Consider the following 25,102-nt stretch of genomic DNA (forward strand, 5'->3'; position numbering starts at 1 on the left):
TGCGATCGCTTCCAGACGCGATCATTGTCTAGCAAAAGCCAAGTCACTTTCAATAAACAAGGCACCTGTTAGATTAGCCCCACTCAAATTGCACAAGTGAAAATTTGCCCCTCTTAGGTCTGCTAGTGATAGATTAGCGAGAGTTAAATCTGCACCAGTGAGGTTAACTTCACTTAAATTAGCACTACTTAAGTTAGCCCCATGAAGTGAAGCTTGTTGCAGGTCTGCCCCGCTTAGGTTTGTCCTCATTAGGTATGCTTTACTCAGATCCGCTCCACTTAAATTAGCTTGGCTTAGGTCTGCTGCTGTTAAATCAGCTTTACTGAGATTGGCTTGACTGAGGTCTGCCCAACTCAACGAGGCATAACTTAGGTTAATTTCACTCAGTTTCACTGATGCAAGTATTGCACACCTCAAGTTAGCATTAACAAAATTTCTTTCTCCGATTGCATAACGGCGTAAAATTTGATCAGTTGTTACTCTGCCTAAAACAGCTTTTGATGCGCCTTGATAACACCATCCAGCTTCTAATAGTTTAGTAGCAGTGTTAACAGCTACTTCATCACATTTAGCTATGATTACACCATTGCAGCCATCCCACTCACCGTTAAGCATCAGGGCAATCTCACTAGCGGCAGCAATTGAGTCAAATAGTAAAACAGAGTCTTTGTGCCGTTTTAACCAATTATTCAAACCAATCGAGATAATATTTTTCATTTCTATAAGTTTTGGCACTTTCAAACGATTACGGCTCTAACTTCCAGATATTAATCAACTCTGCTTACTTTACCTCTGTCTTGAGTTAAATATTGAGGGTTAGTTTCACCAGTCACTAGCACAAAGAACTGGGCTGACTTTTTCAAGACTGCCTCTTTTGTATGCTACGAAGGTGACAGAGCGCTGCACAAAGACCTACAACACGCTTTGCAGCACCTTTACAGCCCCCAGTCACTTTCATAGTTACAATCGACTTAAGTAAAAATGTCTGCAAGAACTAAGTTCTAAGCAGCTGAAGAGGAGCGTTCTATTTGCTGCCGAATGGTATCAATAGAAGCATTGATGCCAGCCAATTTGGACTCTAAATCATCTCGCATCCAAATCAAGAATTTTAATTTCCGCTCTAAGCTAGCTTTGTGCGAAATGGGTTCGCTTCCATAACAGGCATTACCCCAAAAAGGAAACATATTTTACCTCTGTATTTAGCTTTTGTAACAGTGCACTACTATATTCTGACGAATAGCAATCAGACTGGTGTGTGTAACAACCGACCATTATTAGACGTGCTTAACGAACGCTTGCTAAAAGTTGTCTCTTGAATTGGCAGAGGTATTTGACCATTACGATAAGAAGACTTGATTTTGGATGATTTTCCATGATAATCTACGTATACCTCTTAAAATACTGTTTCTCGATAGCCTTATCGCAAAATAGCATATTGTATTTTTTATAAAGTCATAGTTGGCAGAAGTAATTCCAAAACTGTCTTGAGAGAAAACTTATGGTCATTACACAAAGACGTAAACTTGGACGTTCAGAACTAGAAGTATCGCCACTATCTTTTGGTGGCAACGTGTTTGGCTGGACTATTGATGAAAATAGTTCATTTGACATTTTAGATCACTTTATTGAAGCTGGAGGTAATTTTATTGACACTGCTGATGTTTATTCCAAATGGGTTACTGGGAATCAGGGTGGAGAGTCGGAGATCATCTTAGGAAAGTGGCTCAAGCAGCGTGGCAACCGCGATCGAGTTGTGATTGCAACGAAGGTTGGCAACGATATGGGTGTTAAAGGCAAAGGGCTTTCTCGCAAATACATCCAACAAGCTGTTGAAGACTCGTTGCAGAGGTTACAAACTGATTATATCGATCTATATCAATCGCATATCGACGATGAAAACACTCCACTTGAAGAAACCCTTGAAACCTACGCAGAATTGATTCGTCAGGGAAAAGTACGTGCGATTGGTGCTTCCAACTATAGTGCAGAGCGTTTATTACAGGCATTAGAAATTAGCCGTCAGCATGGCTATCCTCGCTACGAAAGCCTTCAGCCCCGTTATAACTTGTATGACCGAGATGGTTATGAGCAGGATTTACAACAAATTTCCCAAGAACAGGAAATTGGTGTGATTAGCTATTCCTCTCTGTGCAGTGGCTTTCTCTCTGGTAAATATCGCTCAGAAGAAGATTTGTCTATTAGTCTCCGTGGTAGTTCTGTAAAAAGATATTTAAACCCTCGTGGTTTGCGAATTCTAAAGGCAATTGATCAGGTGGCAAAGACTTATAATTCTACTCCCACCCAAGTTTCTTTGGCGTGGCTGATTGCTAATCCTACCATTACCTCCCCTATTGTTAGTGCAACAAAGGTTGAACAACTCAACGATATCATCAAAGCTGTCAATCTTCATCTCGATCAAGATGCTATTGACCTTCTTAATCAAGCTAGTTCCTCAAATAGCTAGTACGGCTACCTTGTCAGTCAATAGTCAACAGTTATTCCCCCCATATAAAGAGCTTTCCTTTTTGAAAAAGGGCGGCACATTTCGATGGTTGGCTTGGGTGAAGGGCTGGGGGGTGAGGGCGATCGCAGCAAAGACAACTAACTAATACGGCAGAATTTAATTATAGTCATGGTGCTGATTTATCCACTGCTGCACAGTCTTCTTCATCTACCCAATCTTCATCCCAGAGAAGTTCATTGTAAACCTTAGTTGCTTGAGATATTTTTAGGTTGTGAGCTGCTGTCACACAATTTATTGGTTGCCAGCCAATGAGGGCATATCTTCCATGTAAATGTCTGACAGCATTTTTGCAGTCATTAATTACTGGAATATCTTCTTTGATGTATTTCCGCAATTGGACTCCTAAACGAATTGCCTCCATTTCATAATTTTGAAAGTAGGGTTCTTCAACATCAGGTGTAGAAATCAGCAATACTCTCACCCAGGCATGATTTTTATAGATAGCCTTCGCTACAACTAAATTGACTTGTTTTGGTGTCCAGTTGCTCCTTTGTAAAAACTTATCTATTGCTGATTCATCATCTAAATCTATATCTACGCTAGATTCTGAAAGTATTTCCGAGATATCTGTATTTTCTAGGAACAGTTCGTACCATTCTTGAAATGTTTCGGGACTAAATAGTTTTCTCGCTTCTTCAAATGAAATTTTCTCCCATCCAGCATCTGTAACTATTTCGTTACCAGTCTTTGCAATGAACAGATTCTCTTCTTCTACCATCCAAGGGAAGGATGTCTTCTGATGTTTTCTCTTTCGTTTACCCATTGATCCATTGCAATGTCTATCGCCTTGCCGCCTAAACGTCTACGCACTCAACTTTAATGCTATCGTTGATTATTTGGTAGGCTTCTTTACCAAAGAGCAACTCCTGTTTGTGACGGTACGTACACCACAAGAGCAACGTATTCTTTTTTACCTATATTTGCGATGATTATCACCTACAAAAATCATCCACCCGGATATCCCGCCAAATGTCAGAAATCTGCCAGCCAGAGTTGCCAACAGACTGTACTGGAGGATTGTCAAAGAATGGAATATAGTCAGGAACTCTAGCCACTGGAATTGCTGCTGGTTGCTCATCAACCACAGAGGCTGAAGAATTGACGGTACAGAAGAGAAGATTTTGGTCTTCAGCGTGTTGGATTTCCATCATTTTCTTCAGAGTCAGCTTGTCGGATTTTTTGATGATCTTCATAATTTATCTTGTTAATGTTTTCATTCACTGCTCCCCAAGGCATTGGCTGAAAATCTGGATGACAGCAAAGTTGGGAGAAATTGGGTGTTAATAATTAATTGCACGGAATAAACAAGATACAGCAAATCTATGGAAAATACGAGTCCCTTGCTGAAGAATTTATCAATTGGATACAAATTTCTTTTTCGCGCAGATGTAACAATACTTTACACAGATATTTTGGGCACTCGTTAGCCTCGTAGGAGCCATTGATTCCCAAAATCAAACTGGCATATATCAGTTCAGCAGGAGCTATTCTATGTTTGTATTACCTAACCTGCATACTTGCCAAGTTACAAACGTACTTGTTGAGAATGCAAGCACGTTTGTATATATGAGTAAAAGAAATAGAAAAATAACTCTTTAGGTAAAAAACTGCTCTAACAGAAATGTATAGCCAAAAATGAGTTACCTACTGAATACTTATGCCTACAGCGAGTTTAAAGATACGAGAAACTCTTCCTGAATTAAACGGTCGATATGTTCCGCTACTTGATGAGCTAAATCTTCACCATGAACTAGTAGTCCCATTTCCATATTTAATGTCAGAGCGTACTCAGTGAGGTTAGCACTGGAAATAAACAGGTGCTTTCTATCGGCGATCGCACATTTAACGTGTAAGGAACCATACCTTCCTTCTGAATCTGTAAGCCGCTTATTTCGTGGCCAAATAAAAATGTGTGCTTGTTGGGCAATTTCCAGTCCCAATGCTGCACTGACTCCAAAAGGTATTTTACCCTTGCTAGATTCGGGGGTTTCAGCAATAATTCGCACAGTGACTTCTCGTTTCATTGCTGTTAATAATGCTTTTGCAATCTCTGGAATCTTATAAACAGCAAAACTGACAAGAATTATTTCCCGTTGCGCTTCGTGAATTAATTGTAGTAACACTTGTTCTGTTCTGCGAAGTGGTATTCCCTCACTTGTGGGGCCAGTCCAAACCAACTCAACAGACAACTCATCCTTTGCCGCCACCTCACAGTAAATTGCTGTAGCTAATGCAGACGCGATCGCACTACTGTCCAAATAAACAGCTTCCCGACACCAAGTTTCTAACAATTCCCCTACTAGTCGGCGAAAATTAGTATTGGGCAGTTGTTTCAAGATTGATGCTTTCAACGCAAAATCACAATATCTTGCTGGAGTAGCTATCAACAAATTAATTACAGCATCTAAAACAGGAGATGGAAGTTGTTTGGCACAGGTACGAATTTGAGCCAATAAAAGCGGTGGTAAAAAGCTCACGTTTTCTCCTCTGGGAAGAACGCTAAGTCTGCGGATAGTACAGTGGGAATAAGTACCGCGCGATCCAGATACTTATTGCCGCGTTCACAGGAGGTTTCTGGGCTAAACAGACAAGCATGGCAAGCTGCCCAATGTAGTGATGTAGCTCCTTTAAAGGGGGTATGTTCTGCACACAAGGGGTCAGAAGCACATAACCGCATTTGTTCTAAAGCTTGGTCTATATGATATCCAAGTATTTTAGGCTCTCCCAAACTGACTAAACCACCCAAGGTACCTTCACTATCAGGTGCGGCGGTATAAATTAGTATGCCTGCCATTGGGCCGCCTTCTTCTTCTGGTCGTTTGGAGTAAATTCGCTCCTTTAAGCTGGCAGCATTATAACCACACTCAAGGGCCATTTGCCGCATCAGGGCGTGAGCAAAGGAGTGTAGTAAAATGTAGCGTACACTGGGAAATTTAACTTTGTCTGGATCGAGAGAACGAACATTACACCACTTTTTATGAGCATCGAATGCTTGACGCTCATAATCTCGCAATAGTTGATTTTGCTCCCATTGATGAAGTGTCGTTTCTTTGAACTGGATAAAGATACCCTCGCCTTTGACTTCACTTGCTGATACCCATTTAGGTTTGCTGCGACTCAATGGAACCCGATGCTCTGTGAGAATTTCTCCAGAGTCAATAAAATCACCTGGGGATTGAATGCGTGTAAAGCCAATTAAGGCACGAACTTCTCGCAATCTTTCTACCAACACCACCTGCGAAAAGTAATTTTCATACCCAGATGGTGGGTTTACAGTCCGCAGTTGAAAATCTGGGGTATTAAGATTTGGGTCTGCTGCTGAGAAAATTTGCCATTCAGGTGTTTTCAAGTCCCTGACGCTTTCATCATCAAAATTGCTTTGCTGCTGAAGTTGTTTTTGTTCAACTAGCGACCAGATTTTGTCTGTTGTGTATTTAGATAATTCCTGAAGTTGCCCCATAGCGAAGAAAGCTTGCAGTACAGCATCTAAGGCACTAAAGTTACTCGCTTTTCCCAAAATAGTCCAGTTTTGATTGACCAACTGCTCTAATTGATTGGAGGTGATGGGAATTGATAAGGCTGAAAGTGTAATTGGAAACCAACTATTGGATGCTCCCAACAAGATGGTTTTCATCTGTTCGTCGCAGCTATCATCGAAGTTACGTAGATGCGGGTGACGAGCGCGACAACGCGGCATATTTTTTTTGCCTAATTCACCAAAAGCATCGGATAATCGACGTTCGGTGTTGCAGCCATTGCATTTCACTACAATATCTGTAGGTGAACCCGATACACCGTATTCCTCCAGCCTGAGTGGTCCCTTACAGGCTGTATTGCCACGATGAACAAAATATAACCAAGGAAAGTCATCTAAATGTCCGCGATCGCAGGAAACGAGGAAGCGCGATGGTATTGCGGTTGGGTCTTTTCTTTGACTTTTGGGACAGTTTAGATGAACGTAACGGGTTTGGTCTGGACGATAAGAATTTTCTTTAAGTTGGAAATAAGGATATAAAGGGGCTAGCAATCGACATCTCGGACATACCATCCATCCAGGAAAGGGAGCGACGGGAATTCCTATTCTGGCATATTCGTCAAAGGGACTAGATGAAGAGGCATCTTCAGCAGGTATTGGAGGCGCAAGTAGTTTTTTAACTTGTTGACCCAATTCGCGGCGAATGGCTGCAAGGAGGCGCTGTTCACCCAATTCAACTACTCCCTGTTGGGTGTTCCAGTCCTCCAAACCCATAACCATAACTGAAAGGTTTGGCAGGTCGAGTACAGCACCTACACCGAAGGAAAATAAAATTTGGCTGGGTCGTAGTTCGCCTACTCTGTATTTATAGTTAGATTGGCTCATTTTGGGGAATTGGGGATTGGGAATTGGGCATTGGGCATTGGGCATTGGGAATTGGGCATTGGGCATTGGGCATTGGGAATTGAGAATTGTGGATCATTAAACTGTATTTTTTACCTATTCCCCATTCCCCATTCCCTCTTCTTTCATTGCTTGAGGTAAGCGACTAAAGTCATCATCGGGTACTTGATCTTGAAAAATTAACCCTACTGTCGGTTCGACGTTTCGCAGGGAGTTCAAACAAGTAAATTCTTGCCAAATTCCTTGACCTGCTGATTCTAATAGTTCAATGGTTAAACCATCACGCTTGTCTGTCTGATATTTGAGAGTACCGCCTCCAATCAAGTTTTGTGCTTTACTCAACCAGATATCTAATTTGGCTTCCAGTGCTTGTTTAACGAGTTTTTGGGCTTCTGTACCCGCAACTAAATTAGCGCGATCGCAAATTGTATTAATGGCAGACTGGATATAAGGATGGTTGCGTTCAATTCGTCCTGCTTGGTTGTTACCGTTAAATTCTCTACCCGCCAACCGCACCAGTGATATAAATAACGCGGCTAAACCCCTGTCAATCGCACGGGGCGCAAAGGGAGTTAAAGATAGCGCTTCTACGTGTTGATAAAATGTAGCGTGGTAATGCTCAAATCTTTCGTAGTGGGATAAATCTCTAGGACGCGCCCAATTATAAACTGTAAATACAATACCAGGAAATGTCCGCCCGACACGGCTGGTAGCTTGAATATACTCGGCAGTATTTTTTGGTTGACCTGTAACAGCCATCACACCCAGGCGTTTCACGTCTACACCCACGGAAATCATATTAGTAGCAAGTAAAACATCCAGTGGTTCAAGCTGCTCGACTTTTTGCCCAGCTTTGCGTTTGGCTTTGATTTGTGCTTCTCGCACCGGATCGAAGGATGTTTCTAGCCTATCTAAAACTACGGGAATATCTGTAGAATCCTTACGGGATGTAAGTTCCTCCAAGTTAATCCGCAGACGTTTTGCTAGTCCTCGGCTATCCATTTTCGCAAGGCGGATGCGAATATCATCATCCACCAAGCGTCGCATACCCCCTAATTCCCGCATAGAGTTGAAGTAACCGACCAACGTCATCCAGGGGTCAGCACGATTTCCGTATTGTTTGTTTTCATACAGGTCTTGAGAAGCAGCAAGAATAGCAACATAAACTCGAATTAATGCAGCTTTTAGCCGTCGCCCTGTGGCACAAATACCGACATAGCGCCGTCCTGGATTAGTCTCATTTGGTTTCCTCTGGCGTGAGAAGAAATTATCTTCCACATCTAAGCCCTGGGGTGGAAAAACCTGTACTTTCCGCAGAAATAGGTTATGCATCTGAGTTTCTGCTTGACGTATTGTTGCAGTAGAAGCTATGACTTTGGGGCGAACCTTTTTACCATCGACTTCCCAAGAGGAGAGTTGGTCTACTGCGGTTTCATAAAGTCCTACTAACGTACCGAGGGGGCCGCTAATCAAGTGCAACTCATCTTGGATGATTAAGTCGGGTGGACGTAAAGGGTTGCTGTGAATTGTTTTGGCTGCGGGTAAATACGTAGTTTTTTTATGTGAATCAGTATCTTCGATATCTGATGTCCGAAAACCATGCCGTTCACAGTAACCATCTACTTGCCCAAATAGCATTTGAATTTCCCCTTTCCAAGGCATTTGGGCAAATTTATCTACAGTAGCAATTAGTAATGTGGGTAAGCGACGGTAGATTTCTTCATCAACTACAAGAATGGGTAAACCTTCGGTTGAAGATTGTTTTTTACTAAATAGGCAATGCCCCAAAGAATCGCCACAATAAATTAGGGTACGGGCGCGACCTTTACTAAAAGATTCGACTTCAATATTTTTGCCTGGGTCGATTTGAGAACCACACCAGGGGCAATTTCTGAGTTGGTGAGGGGAACCACTAGCACTTTGTTGGTACTGTCCTCGTGCTTGCTTACAAAATTCTTCACTTTGGTCAGTGTGGTTGGGAGTGGTGCGTTGACCTACCCACAACCCGATACGGAATGGTTCTTTCCCCCATTTAGCTGGGTTGTCTCGACGGATAGATTCGCAAGCACAAATTAAGGTGGTAGCGCGTTGAAATTGTTGCAGGGTAAGCAGGCGCAGGGTATAGCGCATCAGGACTGCAACGCCATATTCTCCAGAACGTCCCGAAATTACCCCTTGTAACCTCCGCAAGCCGATTGTGTAGGCGGTTAATCCCAGGTAAGCTTCGGTTTTACCACCACCAGTGGGGAACCAAAGTAAGTCTGCAACAGCATCGGTTTCGTGACTACGATCGCAATGGTGTAAGTCGGTTATGCTGGGTAAATTCAGCAAGATAAAGGCTAATTGGAAGGGAAACCAAGTAGGATTGGGGATTTTGTCTAATTCTGGTTTTGGTATTTTACCTTGGCGTACTTGTTCTGAGTAAATAGAATGAAGACGCTGTAAGTGCATGGCTTGATTCATAAATCGGAAAGCTTCGGCTGCTTCCGGGTTAGTTTGCAGCAGCGTCAAACCTGACTGAATGCGTTGAAGAGTGCGATCGCAATTTTTAATTGCATCCTCAGCTACATCTTGGTAATCTGTCAATCCTTCATTAGGATTAGAAATGCGTTGTGCTTGTTGTTGAATCCAGACTGTGTAAGCTGTTACCAGGGGATTTAGTTTACTTATAAAATCTGCGGTTGGAGTTTGCGCCAGTTCTTTCATATCTAAAACCAATCCCGCCAATTCAGGAATTTCATCTGCTTGAGGTGGAGAGGTTTTGGGAACTTCGTAGACAGGTACAACGTTGGTAGATAATTTAACAGCACATTCTGTAGTATTTTGTGCTGTTTCGGCATGGACGCTTACCCCATGACCAATGGCGAACTCTACCTGTTTACGATAAAGCATCGCCATTGCTTTTTCTTCAGCATAAATCACCGGGTCAAGCCTACCAGCCTGACGCGGTTTGTGTCGCTTGAGAAAAATATCAAGATGTTGAAAATCTGCTGATTGTACGCTTAATTCTGGTTGAAATAACCACGCTTCATCACGTAACTTGGCGGGTTCTTTTTGTCCGTTAATTAAAAACAAGCTAACAATCCAATCCCCGTTACTTTGTTGGCGAATTTTGCCTTGTACTTGCACCTGGGGATATTCTGAATGCACCGTCCATTTAGGAATTTCTCCCTCAATTAGAGGAATGGGAGGTGAATTTCCGATAATTTGTTGGCGCTTCCACACCATTTTTGGTGTATCATCTTTTTTGGTAATAGTTTCGCTTTTAGTGCGTTTATATTGTCCCCAACCTGCGTTAATTTGCAATACTTTGGCTGCACCACTAACGCAAAAAGTCATCCCAAAAGATGACGGAAACATCGTTTCAGCAGGTGGTACACTAACCTCAGTTGTGCCTTCCTCGACAGTACCTTTACCAACTACAGCCAATTCATCAAGAAGTTCTGGTTGTTGATAGTCAACTTCTCTAAATAATTCGTCTTGCACTTCGTCAGCCACAACCGATTTATTTACAGTCTCAGCACTGATACGGCGTTGTTGCGGTGCGAGTAACCCTACAAGATAGCGATCGCTTACACTATCCTCATCTACTTCTTCTTCCTCACCACCCGCAGGTCCAAGTAAATCTGCCAATACTGCTTTTTCTAATTCATCACGGATTTTATAAGGTGTGGGTAACTGCGATTCCAGAATTTTATTAGTTTCATCTGCTTTTACTTCTAGCTTTTCCTCAATAAGCGGATCAATCGCAAGTATAAATTTTTCTTCTAATAATTGACCTTCGTTTGTTGAAGGTATAAATTGCGTTTCTAATAGTTTCCTCTGTTCCCAAAGTTGAGGAGTTACTTTAGTTTCTAGCGGCTTTTTCTTAGAACGCGATTTTTTAACTTTCGGCTTCTGCTTGTTCAAAAAATTGATGATATCAGTGGCAATTTTCTCTGCAATATCTCCATTTATCAACCAATCGGCATCTTCTACTTGATCAATTCCGTCCAGCAAAACCACAAGCTGAGATTCTGGTGCAGATACAACCGCACTCCAATCAAGCTGAATGTTATGTTCCCGCAGTTCTTTATTGATATTTAGTAAATCTAATTCACCTGGAAGTACAGAAAGAAGCTTAATAATTTCCATATTGCTGATAAAAGTAATAACCTACTAAATATTAATAATCATTCTATTCCCCATCCCCCATTCCCTATTCCCTATTCCCAAGATTCCACAATTGAGAATCAAATTTTTCCAAGAGGAGAGAAGAGTTGCTTGCAGGAACAATAACCAACAATGCTCGCATGGCGCGAGTCATACCAACAAACAAAGTCCGGCGATCGCGTGCTAAAATTTCTGTAATTTCATCCTCTGGTGTACCTTTGGGAATTGTTGGATAGGTTGCATCCGAAAATCCGGCGATCGCTACAATGGGAAATTCTAACCCCTTTGCAGCTTTAAGCGTAATAACTTTAACACCTTGTTTATTTAAGTCCAAGTCTTTGCTAGACATGAAATGCGCTTCTAAACCTAAGTATGAAAGTTGACCAGCTATTTTTGTACCAGCACTTTCTGTCGGCACAATTACGGCACAAGCGTTAATACCCAACCGAAATTCACGGGCAGCACCTTTACAAAATCGTACCAGTAGTTCTGCTTCATCCCCTGGATTATTTACGGCACGGACAGCCGGTGGTGGGCCATTGTGGATATAGTCTCTAGTTGGGGAATGGGGAACTTGTACTGAGTGCAGTCGAAGTATGGGGGATGAAGAATGGGAAATTTCTCCGATTCCCTCATCATCTAAAATCGAATTTGCCAAGTAAGATATTGCAGCTTCGTTAATTTCGCGGGTGGTGCGGTGATTAACGCGCAGTACTCCTGTGCGTCCGACAAATTTCAAGTCTTGGCTAACGTCACTCCATCGGAAGCTACTACCATATATGGATTGATTGGCATCGGCGGTAATAAACAGGCGGTTAGGGTGACGGCAGACTTGAGTCAAAATACGTAAAGTATTGGGGTCTAAATCTTGGGCTTCGTCAATTACCACTGCATCATAAATCGGCGGATTATCCATCTCCCGTAACGTTTCCAAGGCACGGGTACGGACTTGCTGCCAAGTTTCGAGTTCTTGTTTTTCTATCAGCTGGTAAAATTGTTGACGCAAGTGCCAGATTGCTTGACGTTGCGTTTTGTTAAGGGAAATTGCCCTACCGCTTCGTGGCGTTGCTTGATATGCTTCGAGAGTTTTGATTTCGCGTGCTTCGATAACTGTACAAATTTCATCGATGAGATAATCAATACTCAGACGTTTTAACGTTTGTTCTTGCGCTTGACGTTGTAGTAAATTCCCTTCTAGAGAATCAATTGCGTAGATTAGCGCCTGCTTGATGGTTTTTCGCAGGACATTACCAGAAGCAATATTGGGTTTTCCGGTACTTTGGGAAATGACTGACGCAATTATTGCATCGGCAGTTTTGACATTAACATACTGTATGTCTTCGCCTAGCAGACTTGCTAAAAGTTGTTGAGAAAACGCAACCAGTGCATTTGTATAGGTTGTAAATAGGATTTTAGGTTTTTCGATTCCGTTGGCTTGGAGTGTTTCTACCAACGCACGAACACGGTAAAGTGCAACGGTACTTTTTCCCGTACCGGGGCCACCTTTTAGCAGTGTAGGGCCAGAAGCGTTGATTGCCCAACTGACGAACTTTTCTTGTTCGGGATTGAGTTTGAGTAAAAATCCCAGCAACTCACCTTCAGTGAAGCGCAATAAATCATCAGTGCTACCCGTAACAAAGCTGGGTTGGTTCAGAACTTGGTCAAAATTGGGTTCAGCGATACAATCAAAAATGCGATCGCACCACTTCCCTGGTAAATTGACTGCCATTAAATCATCTAACGTCCGACACGCGGTTAATGTTGCCCAATATTCTTCCGGTAGTCGCAACCTATGAAGCAAATCTTCGGTAATTTCCACGGGTAGCGGGCTTTCTGTCTTGGATGTATCAGGTAAAACCAAGTTTGGGGTATAAGTTGGTTTTACAGCCAGCAATGCTTCTACATCTGGCAGAGTGCTGATATCAATATCGGTTGTTTCAGCAACTAGCTTATCGCCTTTGTATACATCTTTACGGGCATCTACACCTAGCAAGATTACCCATTGATCAGCAAAAGTATAAATTATGCGGTAGTCGCCTGAACGCAGGCGATAGACATCACCCTTGTAGCCATGTAATTTCTTCTTTAAATTACCGTGGGGTTTGGGATCATCCCGCAATACTTCGATTTTCTCCAATATTTGCACCACATACTCTTTAGGGATAGCTAAGAGTTGATTGGTGAAGGTGGGTTTGTGGATAATCTCGAAGATCATGGTAGATGGGTATCTATACGTAGATATGATTAGGTTTTTTTAAGTGTTATTCAAAATTATACTCAATGGTGAATGGGGATGGGAAGACCGGATTTTGAAGATTTGGAGGTTTACAGGTTATCGAAAAAGTTAGCGAATTAATTGCGCTTGTTGACTTTTCAAAAGAACAATCAAAGGTGAAGAGTTAATAATTAGACGATTAATCGACATTTGTTAGTTCCTCGGCTAACTCTTGGGCAGTATATTGCATAAAGTCTACTTGGTAGCGTGATAATGCATTAATAAATTCAGCACGAGTTAGCCCAGCAATTTCTGCTGCTTTAGCTTGTGATATTTCACCTAATTCATACCATTTAGCTGCTGCTGCAATTCGCATTTCTTGGATGAATTCTTCAGGATTTTTGCGGAGTGCTGAAAATGCTGTTTCTGGTAATTGGATTGGTACTGTTCGCATAATTCTTTTCGGTTTATCAGGTTGAATGAATCATAACAAAAGTAAAATTATGTGCTTATTATATCCAATGTAATTTTATAATTACTAAATCTCATCTAAGTTGAGAACCGTAGTTTTCGCCCTCACCCTAAATCCCTCTCCCATATCTGGGAGAGGGACTTTGAAATTCTAGCTCCCCTTCTCCCTTGGGGAGAAGGGGTTGGGGGATGAGGGCAAATCTTTTTCAAAAGAGTTGAACTACAGGTTTCAAGATAGACGTGGTTTATATCAGTATAAATTTGGGTGAAATTAGTGGCTTTTGACAACGTTTGTAAAATATTAGCAGAAAAATATCCAACCGATTTTGCCCGGTGGCTGCTACCTCATGAACCGCGACAAATCAAAGTATTAAAGACTGAATTAAGCATCGAACCAATTCGAGCAGATTCTGTCACTTTTTTACAAACAGAGAATCGTATTTTGCATTTGGAATTTCAAACAAGAGCAAAATCTGAAACTCCCATTCCTTTACGAATGTTGGATTACTTTGTTAGGTTAGTGCGACAGTATGATGTTCCAATAACGCAAGTAGTAATTTTCTTACAAGAGACAAGTAACGAAATCGCTTTTACCGAAGAATATGTAAATGAAATGACACATCACCGCTATCGTGTTGTCAGAATGTGGGAGCAAGATTCGGCGTTATTTCTGGATAATCCTGCATTATTACCGTTAGCACCTTTAACACAGACAGATTCACCCCAAAGGTTATTATCGCAGGTTGCCCAAAGTGTTGCTAGAATTTCGGATAGGGAGACAAGGCAGAATATCGCCGCTTACACAGAAATATTAGCAGGTTTGAAGTTTGAGAAGGATTTAATTCAGCAATTTTTAGGAGAGGAAATTATGCAAGAATCTGTAATTTATCAGGATATTTTGCAGAAGGGGAAACAACAAGAAGCGTTTTCATTTTGTTTGCGGTTACTCAATCAACGTTTTGGGGAGCTTAATTCATTCACAATTGAGAGAGTTCAAGTTTTATCTGTTGAGAAGCTCGAAGCTTTAGGTGCTGCATTGTTCAACATTTCAGAAGTATCTGATTTAATTACTTGGTTAGATCAGCAGGAAAGTAATTAGTTTTAGGTTTTGATAAACTATAAAGCCGGAGGTAAAAACTCCGGTCTTTTATATAGTGATTGTTCATAATTATTAAAGTAAATTTAACTTAATTCATATTTTTACAACAATAGGCTATTATAGTAAAAATGTACTATATTCATATCCGATCAATTATTGAGTGAAGATTTTATGCAAGAGTCAGTCAATGATGAAGATATTTTATATCCAGGTGTATATCATTTGTTTAATTGTTTAGTTCGTAGTCGTTTTTGTGATATTAGTGAACTTGAGGAAGAAATACCTGGAATATCCGAACGCATTCGCAGATTGAATCTGCAACAGTTAGAAGGATTTGCAATAGCTTTTATGGAATTTACGGATTCAATTGATTTAAAGGTTTGGTTAGATGAATATGAACATGAAAAGGATTGGAAAAATCGGTTTGTAAAAAAGGTATTTAATTGGCGATAAATTATAACCCACCCTGCCAAATTATAGTTCCAGTCCCCCTTCTCCCCAAGGGAGAAGGGGCTAGGGGATGAGGGCTTGAGCAATTGTATATAAAACAAACTCGATATCATCAAATATTTGCTCATTACTAAAGCGGATTACAATAAACTGATTAGATTTTAACCAGTTTTCTCTGATAGAATCTTGAGTTTGCTGATTTGCATGAATACTACCATCTAACTCAATAATTAATAATTTTTCGTGACAATAAAAATCAGCGATATATCTACCAATATTATGTTGTCGGCGAAATTTTGTATTTAATAAACGTCGATTTCTTAAACATTCCCATAATATTTGCTCTGCTGGTGTTTGTCGTTGTCTTAACTCGCGGGCGCGTTCTAATAATAGTTTGGGAATTTGTCGGTTGCTACCAGCTAATTTAGAGATTTCTGCCCTCACCCCTAGCCCCTCTTCCTCTGGGAGAGGGGGACAAGATTTATCGTTATATTTTTCTTGTTTATTTTTATTCTGTGGTTCTTTTTCTCTTTCTTTACTCCCTCTCCCAGAGGGAGAGGGTTGGGGTGAGGGTTCATCTTCCATATTCTCAACCTAAAAAAAACTTAATTGCCCATTATCATTATCTTGCTTTTTAGATTCCGCTTGCGCCTTATTCTTACCTCCAGATTTACCTTTTTTCTTACCTTTATCATGTAAACCCTGTGCTACCTCTTCAGCATAGCGTTGGTGATTTAATTCTAATAATCTATCTAGCACTTCTCGCCGTGCAGTTTCGCTGATGGTGAAGCGTAAGCCTTGTTTGGTTTGGTGGAAACCATGAGATAAACCCTCACCCCCAGCCCCTCTCCCACTGGGAGAGGGGAGTAAATCTTGCCAACCGTAAGCAGCAGCTACAGCATTATCCATTTCTATGTGCAATTCGCGCAATTGTTGAATATCGGCGGCGGTTTCGTCGGGATTGTGGAAGCGATTGTAGGTTTTGGTTAATCCTTCTTGGCGTGTTTGCATGATATTTTGGCGATGATTGTAGTAGCGATCGCCTATTTCTTCTAGGTTTGCGGTTGATGCGGGGAAGGGAAAGGTTTGAAAACAGTCTGAGGGGGAGTAATTTATATCTTTTCGTAACGTAGAACTATATTCCCAAGCCCATTGATAATGAAAATTACATTGTAGTATTGTAAATGCAGTGTAGTTATCAAATGGAAAAACAGCTAATCTATGAGCAAAAACAATGTTTTCTGATGCAAATGCAAATCCCAAATGATTATTAACGATGGAAAGGACTAACACTCGTTTTAGGTTTACGATCGCATCATATAGAATTTTTGTTGGTCTTTTAAATTGCCACCAACGTCTTGCTGTGTCACGGTCAGTTGAATTATTGTTTTTCAGTCTATCTCTCTCTGGCTTTACTTTCTCTCTTATAATCTCCAAACAATCAGGATAATCACTTGCATAAGGTCTACCTTTAGGCTTCTTTAAGTCATCATGTTCAGCATCCAAAGGATAATCCTTAAAATTAATTACCCAACGACTTGGTGATTGAGTTTGACTAGAATTTAAATCCTCACCATTCAAATAGGGAAATAATACATCTTTATTTTTAGCATCTTTTTCAATCAGTGCTTGTGCTTCCTCTGGTGTCATCACAAAACCCATTCCCAGCACATAAGAACCGATGAAAGATTTACTTTGATTCGCTATTAAGTTATGTGGATTTCCGACAGCTTTACCCGGATTTGTTAAAAATGCTGTAATGCCATCAAGAACCTTATCATCTAAAACAAACTCACCCAACCAATTATTTTGTCGCAACCACACATAAGCAACTTCTAAATTAGCAATACCCGACCATTTTCTACTCGGTACAGCACGAGTAATTACACATTTATCAGCAACTAATTGGTCTAATCCTACTTCTCGCGTATCACCCTGCGCTATCGTATTCGTAGCAATTAACCCAAACCCACCATTTATATTTAATAACTGCTTGGCGTGTAAGAAAAAATAAGCACAAAGGTCAGCACTACCACGTTTATCATTCGCAATCCATTTAACTAAAAAATCTCGATAAGCTGTACTCAATGCACCTGTAATTTTTGATCCACCCATAAACGGCGGATTTCCCACGATCGCATCAAATCCAACCGTCACCCCCGTCCCCTCTCCCTCTGGGCGAGGGGTGACTTTACTCCCTCTCCCAGAGGGCGAGGGCTGGGGTGAGGGCAAAAACACCTCTGGAAATTCCAACTCCCAATGAAACGATCGCAACTTTTCAAAATCAGGTAAAGCCTTACCCATCCCTTCAGGAATATCTGCACCTTCCCGAAAAGTAGTTAACAAAGTCTTCCTTAAACCTTCCCGTTCCTTCTCCGACCAATCATTAAAATAACTCCCAACTAATAAATCGCAACCTCTGCGTAAATCAAAACTTCTCGCATTCGCTTGCGCTAACAAATACACCTTGCGATTTTGGTCTTCCCTCGTCAACACCGGAAGCGATGCAATCTCTCGCCGTAACTCAATCACCTTATCAACTTCCCGCCGAATCTCCTCAGCAAATAACTCCGGTGTCCCAGTTGTGTCTAAATTCCAATAACGCAACTGTTCCAAACTCACCCCAATCAGCGAATCCCCACACTTCAGGGCATGATCCACAAAGGTAAACGGACGATTCTTTTGCAACGTTATCAACCACAGCGATAACTTTGCCATTTCCACCGCCAAGCGGTTTTTATCCACCCCATACAAACACCTGTCCGCAATTATCCGCCGCGCCACCATCAACCGTTCATCCGCATCCTTGGGAATTACACACTCCTCTGGACGCGACTTAGATAAAGTTCCCTCCGGTGCAGTCACCACCTTCCCCGGATTCGCCTTTTCCGCATTTTCCCACGCTTCCACCAACCGTTCCGCCAAATAGCGACAAGTCTGCACCAAAAACGCCCCCGAACCCATCGCCATATCGCAGATTTTCAACTTTAATAACTCTGCTGCTGACTTGAGTTTCCACTGTTCCTTCGGCTTCCCCTCAGCCACACCCTCATACACCAACGGTTCCAAAGTGTACTGCACAATTTCTTCCGTCAAACTACGCGGCGTGTAGTGTGTCCCCGTCTCCCGGCGATCGCTTCCCTGCGTCACATACACGCTTCCCGTAGGAATCACCACCGGATAACCTAAAGTATCTAATCTGACTAATCCAGCAAAAGGCAACACCCGGTTAAATAATTCCTGGTCATTATTACACGCAATGAGAAGTTTGCCCTCACCCCCGTCCCCTCTCCCTCTAGGCGAGGGGCGATTTTGCCCCCCATCTTGATCTTGCCCCCTCTCCCAGGGGGAGAGGGCTGGGGTGAGGGTCTTACGCAGTGCCAAAATTGACCTACCAGTTTCATCTTTAAGAAACTTAATTAACTCCTCCTCACCTTGCGCCAGCTTATCCTCCAAAGTCTCCAGCGCTATCTCAGGTTCCTGCGATCGCGTTCCCATCAACCCTAAAACAGGCGCAGTTGCCCTTACTGCTGTATGGTCGAGTAAACCTTCATAAACATGACCAATTTGTTCAATATCTAACGCCCGGAAAGATAGCCTACGTGGTTCTACAGTACCAGCTACCTTAACTTGTAATATTTGTAAAGCTTCCAATAAGTGCAGCACAATCCGGTTATTTACTGGAATCGGTTCTGCGGGAGTTTCTTCCCAGCTTGTCCCCGACATTCGACCTTCTAAAAATGGGAACCTGTCAGGGTCAAATAAACTACCACCATAGGCGGGAAGTTGCAAAATATCATGCTGAACACCGCCATAAACTGCCCGAAATGTCGCCAACAGCCGACACCAAGCATCATAAAGCCGTTCTAATACCTCTTCCCCTTCTTTATCAGCCCGTTGCTGTAACTGTTCCCGCAGAGTGGAAACAGCATAATACTGGTCATAAAGCGGGTCGCCCAGTAGCAACAAACCCCGTTCCTCCGCCGAAAACAAAAACACCAGCCGCATCATCACCGTCAACGCAGCTTCGTAAAGTTCGGTTTCAGAAATACCTTGAAGGAGAGTGCGGTTTTTATCTTGGTCGATGTGGTCTAACGCCTCTACCAACACTTCCACCGCCTTGCGGACTTGATAGCCAAGTTGGTCGGTAACTTCTTGCTGGTCGTTAACACTTGCTTGCAGCAACGCCTCCAAGCTTTGCGAGTCATCTACCCCAAAAAAGCGCTGTACACCCAGCAAACTCCGAAATGCCCGCAGTGTGATGTGTTCTTCCAGCCACAGCGCCCCATACCAGGAAATAAAACCAGTCGTTTCCCCCCGTGGGGCGTTTACCAGCAGCCAATGTTCTCCATTCGTCACCAATCCCAACCGCACATTACAGGCGTGCAGCAACTCCATCATCCGCGTCGCTGGACTTGCTTTCCAACGGCGGTCTTTGAGGGGTTTTTCTAAATTCTGCTGAGGCGATACAATCTGCACTAATAAGCGAGGTTTGTTCCCATCCGGTTCAACTACCACCCAGTCGGGACGCAAAGTTTCACCCTGTTCAGCAATTGTGGCAGCCAGCCCCGTGGGAATGCGTTGACCTGTTAATAAAACTTCATCCGGCAATTCTAAAGTCTGCCGCAGCACAAAATCTACCCACGCCCGATGAATTGCTGTTTCAGGTTTTGCCCCTAATTGATTATCTTGCCATTCTTCGTATGCTAATCGTAATAGCTTTAAGTGTTCTGGATCGTGGGCATCTAAACCATTAGGAAATACTTTGAGGAGTACAGGTAGACTGAGAAAGGGGCCAGAAGCTTCAACTAGCGATAACCATTCGGCGTGGTGACGGGCTGTAGACATAGGAAATAAATAAGGGAGAGATTATAATTTGAAGAGTTACATGATCAAGTTAGCGATAAGTTTGAAATTATTTCTCATCTTTATTCACTGGTTTTAATAATCTTTGAATTAGGATAGTTTTTCTTTTCATTTCCTTTATCATTTCTTCATTTTTAGAGGAAGTAATATTGTCTTCTAACAAGTAATTTGTGATTTCACTCCTAAAACTATAAATCTTTTTTAGCGAAAACTCTTTATATTTCACTTCGGATTTACATGAACGTTTGATAGGTTTAACTGTACCTTTAAATACTATTTTTACATCTTCCTCGTTCATTCTTTCTAAATGAGGAGAGCTTGAAATATCACTCCAAATAGATTTACCTCTTTGTGGTTTCACATAAATCTTATGCTCCGTCACTAAATTAGTGACTTCCAAATTGATAAAGTAATTGTGCTCCATTAAAATCGCTGAATCTATTTCCTTTTCTTTTTTTAAATATGGAATTCTATCTAACCCGCGTACAGCATATCGTCTCGCCGAAAATTCAATTTCTAATGACTTTGGATTTTGCGGATCTATTTCTCCTGCTTGGATGACTTTAGCTTTATAAAGATATTCTTTACCGTTATCTAAATCTAAAATCTGAATAATAATTTCTTTCCCTAATATATCACCTATATCGTTATTACCAACACCTAATAACTGTATCGTTTTCTCGTCAACTAACTTATCTACATTTTCACCAATTAACTCTAAAACCAAATCCCCAGTATCTTGTTCCTGCTCTCCTTGCAATTTCTTATAAAACTCTACATCATTAACATCAAAAACAATACAATTATCTTTAATAAAAGTAAGATAATCTAATACATCTTTGTATATTTTGCTATCTTTATTACTTTTAACAATAAAAGAAGATTCAATATTCACCCCAAGAATAGCTCTTTGAGTGAAATTATGGCTCCCTAACCAAATTTCAACATTGTTATCAGGCATCTCAAACAGAATTATTTTGGAATGTAATAAATAAGATACTTTCTTTTTGTCTTTTAGCTCATAATTCTCTGAGTTTTTTTTAATCTCGTAATTATGTAAAAAAATATTAGAGCCAGAACGTTTAAAATTTGCTAAATAATCAATATTAGTAGGGCTGTGTAGATCAATACAATAATAGGAATTCTCTCTTTTGAGGACTAATGCTAATTCCTTAATAAAGTCAGTATCAATTGTCCAGTAAGCAACAGCCCCTTTAACATTTTCACATTTACACAAAGACTCCTTCAACCTTTCCTTAATACTTGATTTTTTGACGGTAGGAATTAATTCAATATCAATGTTCATTTGGTTTACAATCAAAATTTCATAGGGAGCATAAAATCGGTGAATTTTCTTTTCAGTAAATTCTCGAATCCTTTCAGTCACATTATCGTGCTAGCTTTTGGGGAATTAAATAAGTAACCGCCAGGGGAAACAGTCGCGGTGTCGGATTTGCAAACCTAGCTTGAATTGCAGCCACTTCGCGCTCAATTTCTGCTGGAATTTGCTCTACTCTCACCTTAAGACTGTTGACATTGCGCTCAAACTGTTCTCTTTCTGCGGTATTAAACAATTCCAACTGCTTAAACTCAGGTTCATCCAGTTCATTGAGAATGCTTTGACGCAATTCCGTTAAAATTGCTGTAATATCAGCCGCTTCTTTTTGAGCGCGATCGCCTAAATCTCGTTGTAAACTTTTACTACGGTCTTGCATTCGCGCCTCCAAAGCTTGCATCAAAGCTGATGCGTGGCTATCCCATAACTGCGCCAATTTCTCTCTGATATCTGACGGCGCTAATTCTGGTAAAGCAGCTGCTAAACACGATTGAATCTTCATCACACCCAAACGGTTAAATTTTCCTTCTTTGAGCAACCCACCCGCCGTAATTACTTCTTCATGTAATCGTTGCTGGTCACTACCTAAAATCACCAATCGACCGTAAGCTATAACTGCTGGTGTATCCAACACCGAATTGGGAACCAAACGCGCCGTTACTCGGTGCAAAGCTTTTCTACCTTCTTTTGACCAAACTTCAGCGCGTAACAACCGCAAGCACATCTGCACTAAACGATGATTCAAGTGCGCTAACACTACATCATCTCTACCATGTGCTAATTGCGGGTCAAAAACAATCGGACGAATTTCTTTGGTGTGGGGATGGGCTAAACCTTCGCTGCAAACTGCCCAACTGCTTTTTAATGGTGGTAAGTAAAACCCTTGTCCATCTATTCCCTCTATCTCGGTAGCAATCAAAGGTGGTTGTTGGGCTAATTTCAAACCAATTTTGACTACAGCCTCAATATTATCTGGCGTTAGTCGCAAATGCTGGCGCGTTTCATCTAACTGTTCTCTCAGTTTCTCAATTTGCTCCCGCACCTGACGCTCAAACTTTAACATCCGCCGTACAACTTCAGATTCCCGTTCCGCCACCGTGGTATCCAAAACTGTACGATACCCCAACATCGCTTCTTCTACCTGTGCCGCAATGACAGGCCCCACCTTGCCTAAATCTTCGCGGATATTGTTAATTTTTAACACCGCCCGCATCAAAAATTCTAAATCGCCTTCTAACTCACCGGGACGTAGCCCAGTTGTATTATGTTGATAATCTTTGCCGACAAAGTGGTAAATCTTCACTTCTTGAGCTTTTTGCCCGTGACGGTCAATTCGACCGTTACGCTGTTCCATCCGGTTCGGGTTCCAGGGAATTTCATAGTGGATGAGGCGCGAACAAAAATTCTGCAAATCTAAACCCTCACTCGCCGCATCCGTCGCCAGCAAAATCCGCACTGGGGATATATCAGGAGATGCTTGAAACGCGGCTTTTACCTGTTCTCGGTCTTCTGACTTCATCCCGCCGTAAAGTGTCATTAGGCGTTCGCATCGCGTCCCCGAAGGGGAATCGCCCTGCACCAAACCTTCTACCGCTAACAAGTTATACAACCATTTCTGGGTAGCTCGATATTCTGTAAAAATTATCACTCTTTCATTTGACCATTTGCCATTTGGTTGAATGTGGGTATGAATCCAGTTAAGTAATTCTTTGGCTTTGGCATCAGACACTCTCGATGTCGTTTCTGCCCATTCCCGCATCTGTCGCAGCAAACCTTGTTCCTCTGCACTCAGTTCTCGAAATAACCTAGTTGTATTAGTAATTGCCTCATCTGTCGATTCTTCATAAACTTCATCATCCGCAAAATCTTCTTCAATTTGTGCCAATTGACGGCGCAAAATACCTTCTGTCGGTCGAGATAAACTGCTATAAGTGCGGCGACGGGCATTTTTTAGCGATTCTTCATGCTGTGCCAAAGTAGTTGCAAAGGCTTGTGAAGAGGAAAACAAGCGTTTTTTTAACAGCTTGAGGACAAATTCAGTGGCATATTTTTCAGTATTATCTGCTACGCCCTTACAGCGCAATTCAGTATATCTTTTGAGGTTAGCGTGTGCCTGCCTTTCTGCTTCAGGATAGTCTACAGGTATAGCTTCTAGCTGGCGCTGCGGAAATAAATCAGAACCGTCCCAACCTTTCATTTCGGATTTGAGACGGCGAACCATGATTACTTGTAACTGCTTGCGATCGGGTGATACCCCCCGTGCAAACCGTTGGCTATCAAGTAATTCCAACAGCGCTGTAAAACTTTCGGGATAACCGTTGTGCGGTGTCGCCGTCAAAAATAGCTTGTGTTCAAAATGCGGTACTAAAAACCGAATAGCAGCAGTTCTCAAGGAATCAACAGCATAGTTCCCACCGCCAGAGGGAGCAACATTATGTGCTTCATCCACAATCAGCAAATCAAATCGCCGGGGATACATCGGTTCGCCTTCTCCTGGTAAGATTTCGCGGAATAAGCGCAGAGGGCGATCGCGTTTGAGAAAATCTATTGAGGTAATCAACCGGGGAAAATGCTGCCAAGGGTTGACGTGAATTCCCCGCTTCCTTCGCAGTTCCTTCATTAAGGTACTGTCCACGACGCGGAAATCTAAACCAAACTTATCGCGCATTTGGTCTCGCCACTGAATTTGCAGTGAAGATGGACAAACTATCAAAATCCGCCGACAGCGATGACGGATAATTAATTCTTGAGCAACTAACCCCGCCTCAATGGTTTTACCTAATCCGACATCATCTGCAATCAATAAATTAACGCGAGGCATTTGAATTGCTCGCACTACTGGATCAAGCTGATAATCTTCAATATCAATGCCACTGCGAAAGGGGGATTGTAAAGTGCGAATATCAGCTATTGATGCTGCACCCCAGCGCACAGCATCGAGAAATGCATCTAACCTTGCGGGTGCGTCAAAACCCGTGGGTTTGGGCAACTCCATCTTTTCATAAACTAATGCCCCAGGCTCTAATTCCCAAATTACTTGTAGTTCTTCACCCAAACCATCATCTTCAACAGAGGACAGACTGACCAAATGCTGAGTTTTTTCCACTGCACTCAGCATTGGATTGGTGGGTAAAGTCGTATTACGCACATCCGTGACGACGAATTGCCGGGAGCGAACGTTAACCAGTTGACCTTGTTCTGGGATAGCTCTGACTATAGCCATGATTTGGGGAATGGGGAATTGGGAGTGGGGAGTAGGGAATTGGAAATTGGGAATTTCCAATCACCAATTATCAAAGACAGGTTTGTGTTGTTATTATTGTTACTTCTCTTTTCCTATACAGTCAAAATTCTCAGTGATATGTTCTCAAGATAGTGGTGCAAAGCATCTGCCGTGAGAACACACTCAGTAACTCAAACCGTGAAATGTATGCTAAATTTTTTACTTCATTGGAATTTTTGTAGTTTGCGTAGGCGCAGCCCGCACTTCTCTACGAGACGCTGCGCGTAGCAAGATCCCGAAAGGTACGACAAAGCTCAGTGACTGTCGTAGACAGGTTTTGAGCATTTGGTCAAGTTGCTCCTTTGTCGCGCGATTCCCTTCGGGATAG

16 protein-coding genes are annotated in these 25,102 nt (G+C 41.9%); 3 read left to right on the forward strand and 13 right to left on the reverse strand.

Features of this window, described 5'->3' with window-relative positions; all coding sequences use genetic code 11:
- Positions 1–21 precede the first annotated feature (21 nt).
- Together HWQ38_RS10330 and HWQ38_RS10335 are read right to left on the reverse strand one after the other, a co-directional pair.
- Positions 22–717: a pentapeptide repeat-containing protein gene (locus HWQ38_RS10330; RefSeq protein ID WP_292792909.1), complete on the reverse strand. Its 696-nt coding sequence runs from the start codon at positions 715–717 to the stop codon at positions 22–24.
- Between the two features lie 284 nt (positions 718–1,001).
- Positions 1,002–1,184, reverse strand: coding sequence for a hypothetical protein (locus HWQ38_RS10335; RefSeq protein WP_292792911.1), 183 nt, complete (start codon positions 1,182–1,184; stop codon positions 1,002–1,004).
- Positions 1,185–1,498: 314 nt separating this feature from the next.
- Between HWQ38_RS10335 and HWQ38_RS10340 the strand changes: the two genes are divergently transcribed.
- On the forward strand, positions 1,499–2,464 hold the full coding sequence (locus HWQ38_RS10340) for an aldo/keto reductase (protein WP_292792913.1): 966 nt from the start codon (positions 1,499–1,501) through the stop codon (positions 2,462–2,464).
- Positions 2,465–2,630: 166 nt separating this feature from the next.
- On the opposite strand, the gene HWQ38_RS10345 is transcribed toward HWQ38_RS10340, so the two are convergent.
- From HWQ38_RS10345 to HWQ38_RS10375, 7 genes are all read right to left on the reverse strand, one after another.
- The gene (locus HWQ38_RS10345) at positions 2,631–3,287 is read right to left on the reverse strand and encodes a hypothetical protein (protein ID WP_292792915.1); all 657 of its coding nucleotides are present in this window, start codon (positions 3,285–3,287) and stop codon (positions 2,631–2,633) included.
- Positions 3,288–3,456: 169 nt separating this feature from the next.
- Positions 3,457–3,717 carry a hypothetical protein gene (locus HWQ38_RS10350; protein ID WP_292792917.1) on the reverse strand — a complete coding sequence of 87 codons (261 nt, stop codon included), beginning with the start codon at positions 3,715–3,717 and terminating at the stop codon, positions 3,457–3,459.
- A gap of 468 nt (positions 3,718–4,185) precedes the next feature.
- On the reverse strand, positions 4,186–5,001 hold the full coding sequence (gene drmC, locus HWQ38_RS10355) for a DISARM system phospholipase D-like protein DrmC (RefSeq protein WP_292792919.1): 816 nt from the start codon (positions 4,999–5,001) through the stop codon (positions 4,186–4,188).
- On the reverse strand, positions 4,998–6,950 hold the full coding sequence (locus HWQ38_RS10360) for a DUF1998 domain-containing protein (protein WP_292792921.1): 1,953 nt from the start codon (positions 6,948–6,950) through the stop codon (positions 4,998–5,000). The genes drmC and HWQ38_RS10360 overlap by 4 nt, the downstream gene beginning before the upstream one ends.
- A 48-nt stretch (positions 6,951–6,998) precedes the next feature.
- The gene (gene drmA / locus HWQ38_RS10365) at positions 6,999–11,036 is read right to left on the reverse strand and encodes a DISARM system helicase DrmA (protein WP_292792923.1); all 4,038 of its coding nucleotides are present in this window, start codon (positions 11,034–11,036) and stop codon (positions 6,999–7,001) included.
- Positions 11,037–11,100: 64 nt separating this feature from the next.
- Positions 11,101–13,269 carry a UvrD-helicase domain-containing protein gene (locus HWQ38_RS10370; protein WP_292792925.1) on the reverse strand — a complete coding sequence of 723 codons (2,169 nt, stop codon included), beginning with the start codon at positions 13,267–13,269 and terminating at the stop codon, positions 11,101–11,103.
- 199 nt (positions 13,270–13,468) lie between these two features.
- Complete coding sequence (locus HWQ38_RS10375) at positions 13,469–13,723, reverse strand: UPF0175 family protein (protein ID WP_292792927.1); 255 nt, start codon at positions 13,721–13,723, stop codon at positions 13,469–13,471.
- Positions 13,724–14,014: 291 nt separating this feature from the next.
- On the opposite strand from HWQ38_RS10375, the gene HWQ38_RS10380 reads away from it, so the two are divergent.
- Positions 14,015–14,839, forward strand: a complete 825-nt coding sequence (locus tag HWQ38_RS10380; protein WP_292792929.1) for an Rpn family recombination-promoting nuclease/putative transposase — start codon at positions 14,015–14,017, stop codon at positions 14,837–14,839.
- A gap of 156 nt (positions 14,840–14,995) precedes the next feature.
- Positions 14,996–15,292: a DUF4351 domain-containing protein gene (locus HWQ38_RS10385; protein ID WP_292792931.1), complete on the forward strand. Its 297-nt coding sequence runs from the start codon at positions 14,996–14,998 to the stop codon at positions 15,290–15,292.
- A gap of 60 nt (positions 15,293–15,352) precedes the next feature.
- Here the strand turns inward: HWQ38_RS10385 and HWQ38_RS10390 are convergent, their stop codons facing one another.
- The 4 genes from HWQ38_RS10390 to drmD form a co-directional block, all read right to left on the reverse strand.
- Positions 15,353–15,874 carry a DUF559 domain-containing protein gene (locus HWQ38_RS10390; RefSeq protein WP_292792933.1) on the reverse strand — a complete coding sequence of 174 codons (522 nt, stop codon included), beginning with the start codon at positions 15,872–15,874 and terminating at the stop codon, positions 15,353–15,355.
- Between the two features lie 9 nt (positions 15,875–15,883).
- A complete protein-coding gene (locus HWQ38_RS10395; protein ID WP_292792935.1) occupies positions 15,884–20,137 on the reverse strand; it encodes a DNA methyltransferase in 4,254 nt (1,417 codons plus the stop codon).
- A 67-nt stretch (positions 20,138–20,204) separates the two neighbouring features.
- On the reverse strand, positions 20,205–21,542 hold the full coding sequence (locus tag HWQ38_RS10400; RefSeq protein WP_292792936.1) for a hypothetical protein: 1,338 nt from the start codon (positions 21,540–21,542) through the stop codon (positions 20,205–20,207).
- A 1-nt stretch (position 21,543) separates the two neighbouring features.
- Positions 21,544–24,714 (reverse strand): DISARM system SNF2-like helicase DrmD, encoded by a 3,171-nt coding sequence (gene drmD, locus HWQ38_RS10405; protein ID WP_292792938.1) that lies wholly within the window; start codon positions 24,712–24,714, stop codon positions 21,544–21,546.
- Between the last annotated feature and the right edge of the window lie 388 nt (positions 24,715–25,102).

It is taken from the genome of Nostoc sp. NMS7 (assembly GCF_017115085.1).
Classification (GTDB): Bacteria; Cyanobacteriota; Cyanobacteriia; order Cyanobacteriales; family Nostocaceae; genus Nostoc.

Coding starts and splice junctions, on each gene's coding strand:
- HWQ38_RS10370 (WP_292792925.1), bottom strand. CDS start 13,269: ATGATCTTCGAGATTATCCACAAACCCACCTTCACCAATCAACTCTTA.
- HWQ38_RS10395 (WP_292792935.1), bottom strand. CDS start 20,137: ATGTCTACAGCCCGTCACCACGCCGAATGGTTATCGCTAGTTGAAGCT.
- drmA (WP_292792923.1), bottom strand. CDS start 11,036: ATGGAAATTATTAAGCTTCTTTCTGTACTTCCAGGTGAATTAGATTTA.
- HWQ38_RS10360 (WP_292792921.1), bottom strand. CDS start 6,950: ATGCCCAATGCCCAATTCCCAATGCCCAATGCCCAATGCCCAATTCCC.
- HWQ38_RS10345 (WP_292792915.1), bottom strand. CDS start 3,287: ATGGGTAAACGAAAGAGAAAACATCAGAAGACATCCTTCCCTTGGATG.
- drmD (WP_292792938.1), bottom strand. CDS start 24,714: ATGGCTATAGTCAGAGCTATCCCAGAACAAGGTCAACTGGTTAACGTT.
- HWQ38_RS10335 (WP_292792911.1), bottom strand. CDS start 1,184: ATGTTTCCTTTTTGGGGTAATGCCTGTTATGGAAGCGAACCCATTTCG.
- HWQ38_RS10330 (WP_292792909.1), bottom strand. CDS start 717: ATGAAAAATATTATCTCGATTGGTTTGAATAATTGGTTAAAACGGCAC.
- HWQ38_RS10390 (WP_292792933.1), bottom strand. CDS start 15,874: ATGGAAGATGAACCCTCACCCCAACCCTCTCCCTCTGGGAGAGGGAGT.
- HWQ38_RS10350 (WP_292792917.1), bottom strand. CDS start 3,717: ATGAAGATCATCAAAAAATCCGACAAGCTGACTCTGAAGAAAATGATG.
- HWQ38_RS10340 (WP_292792913.1), top strand. CDS start 1,499: ATGGTCATTACACAAAGACGTAAACTTGGACGTTCAGAACTAGAAGTA.
- HWQ38_RS10375 (WP_292792927.1), bottom strand. CDS start 13,723: ATGCGAACAGTACCAATCCAATTACCAGAAACAGCATTTTCAGCACTC.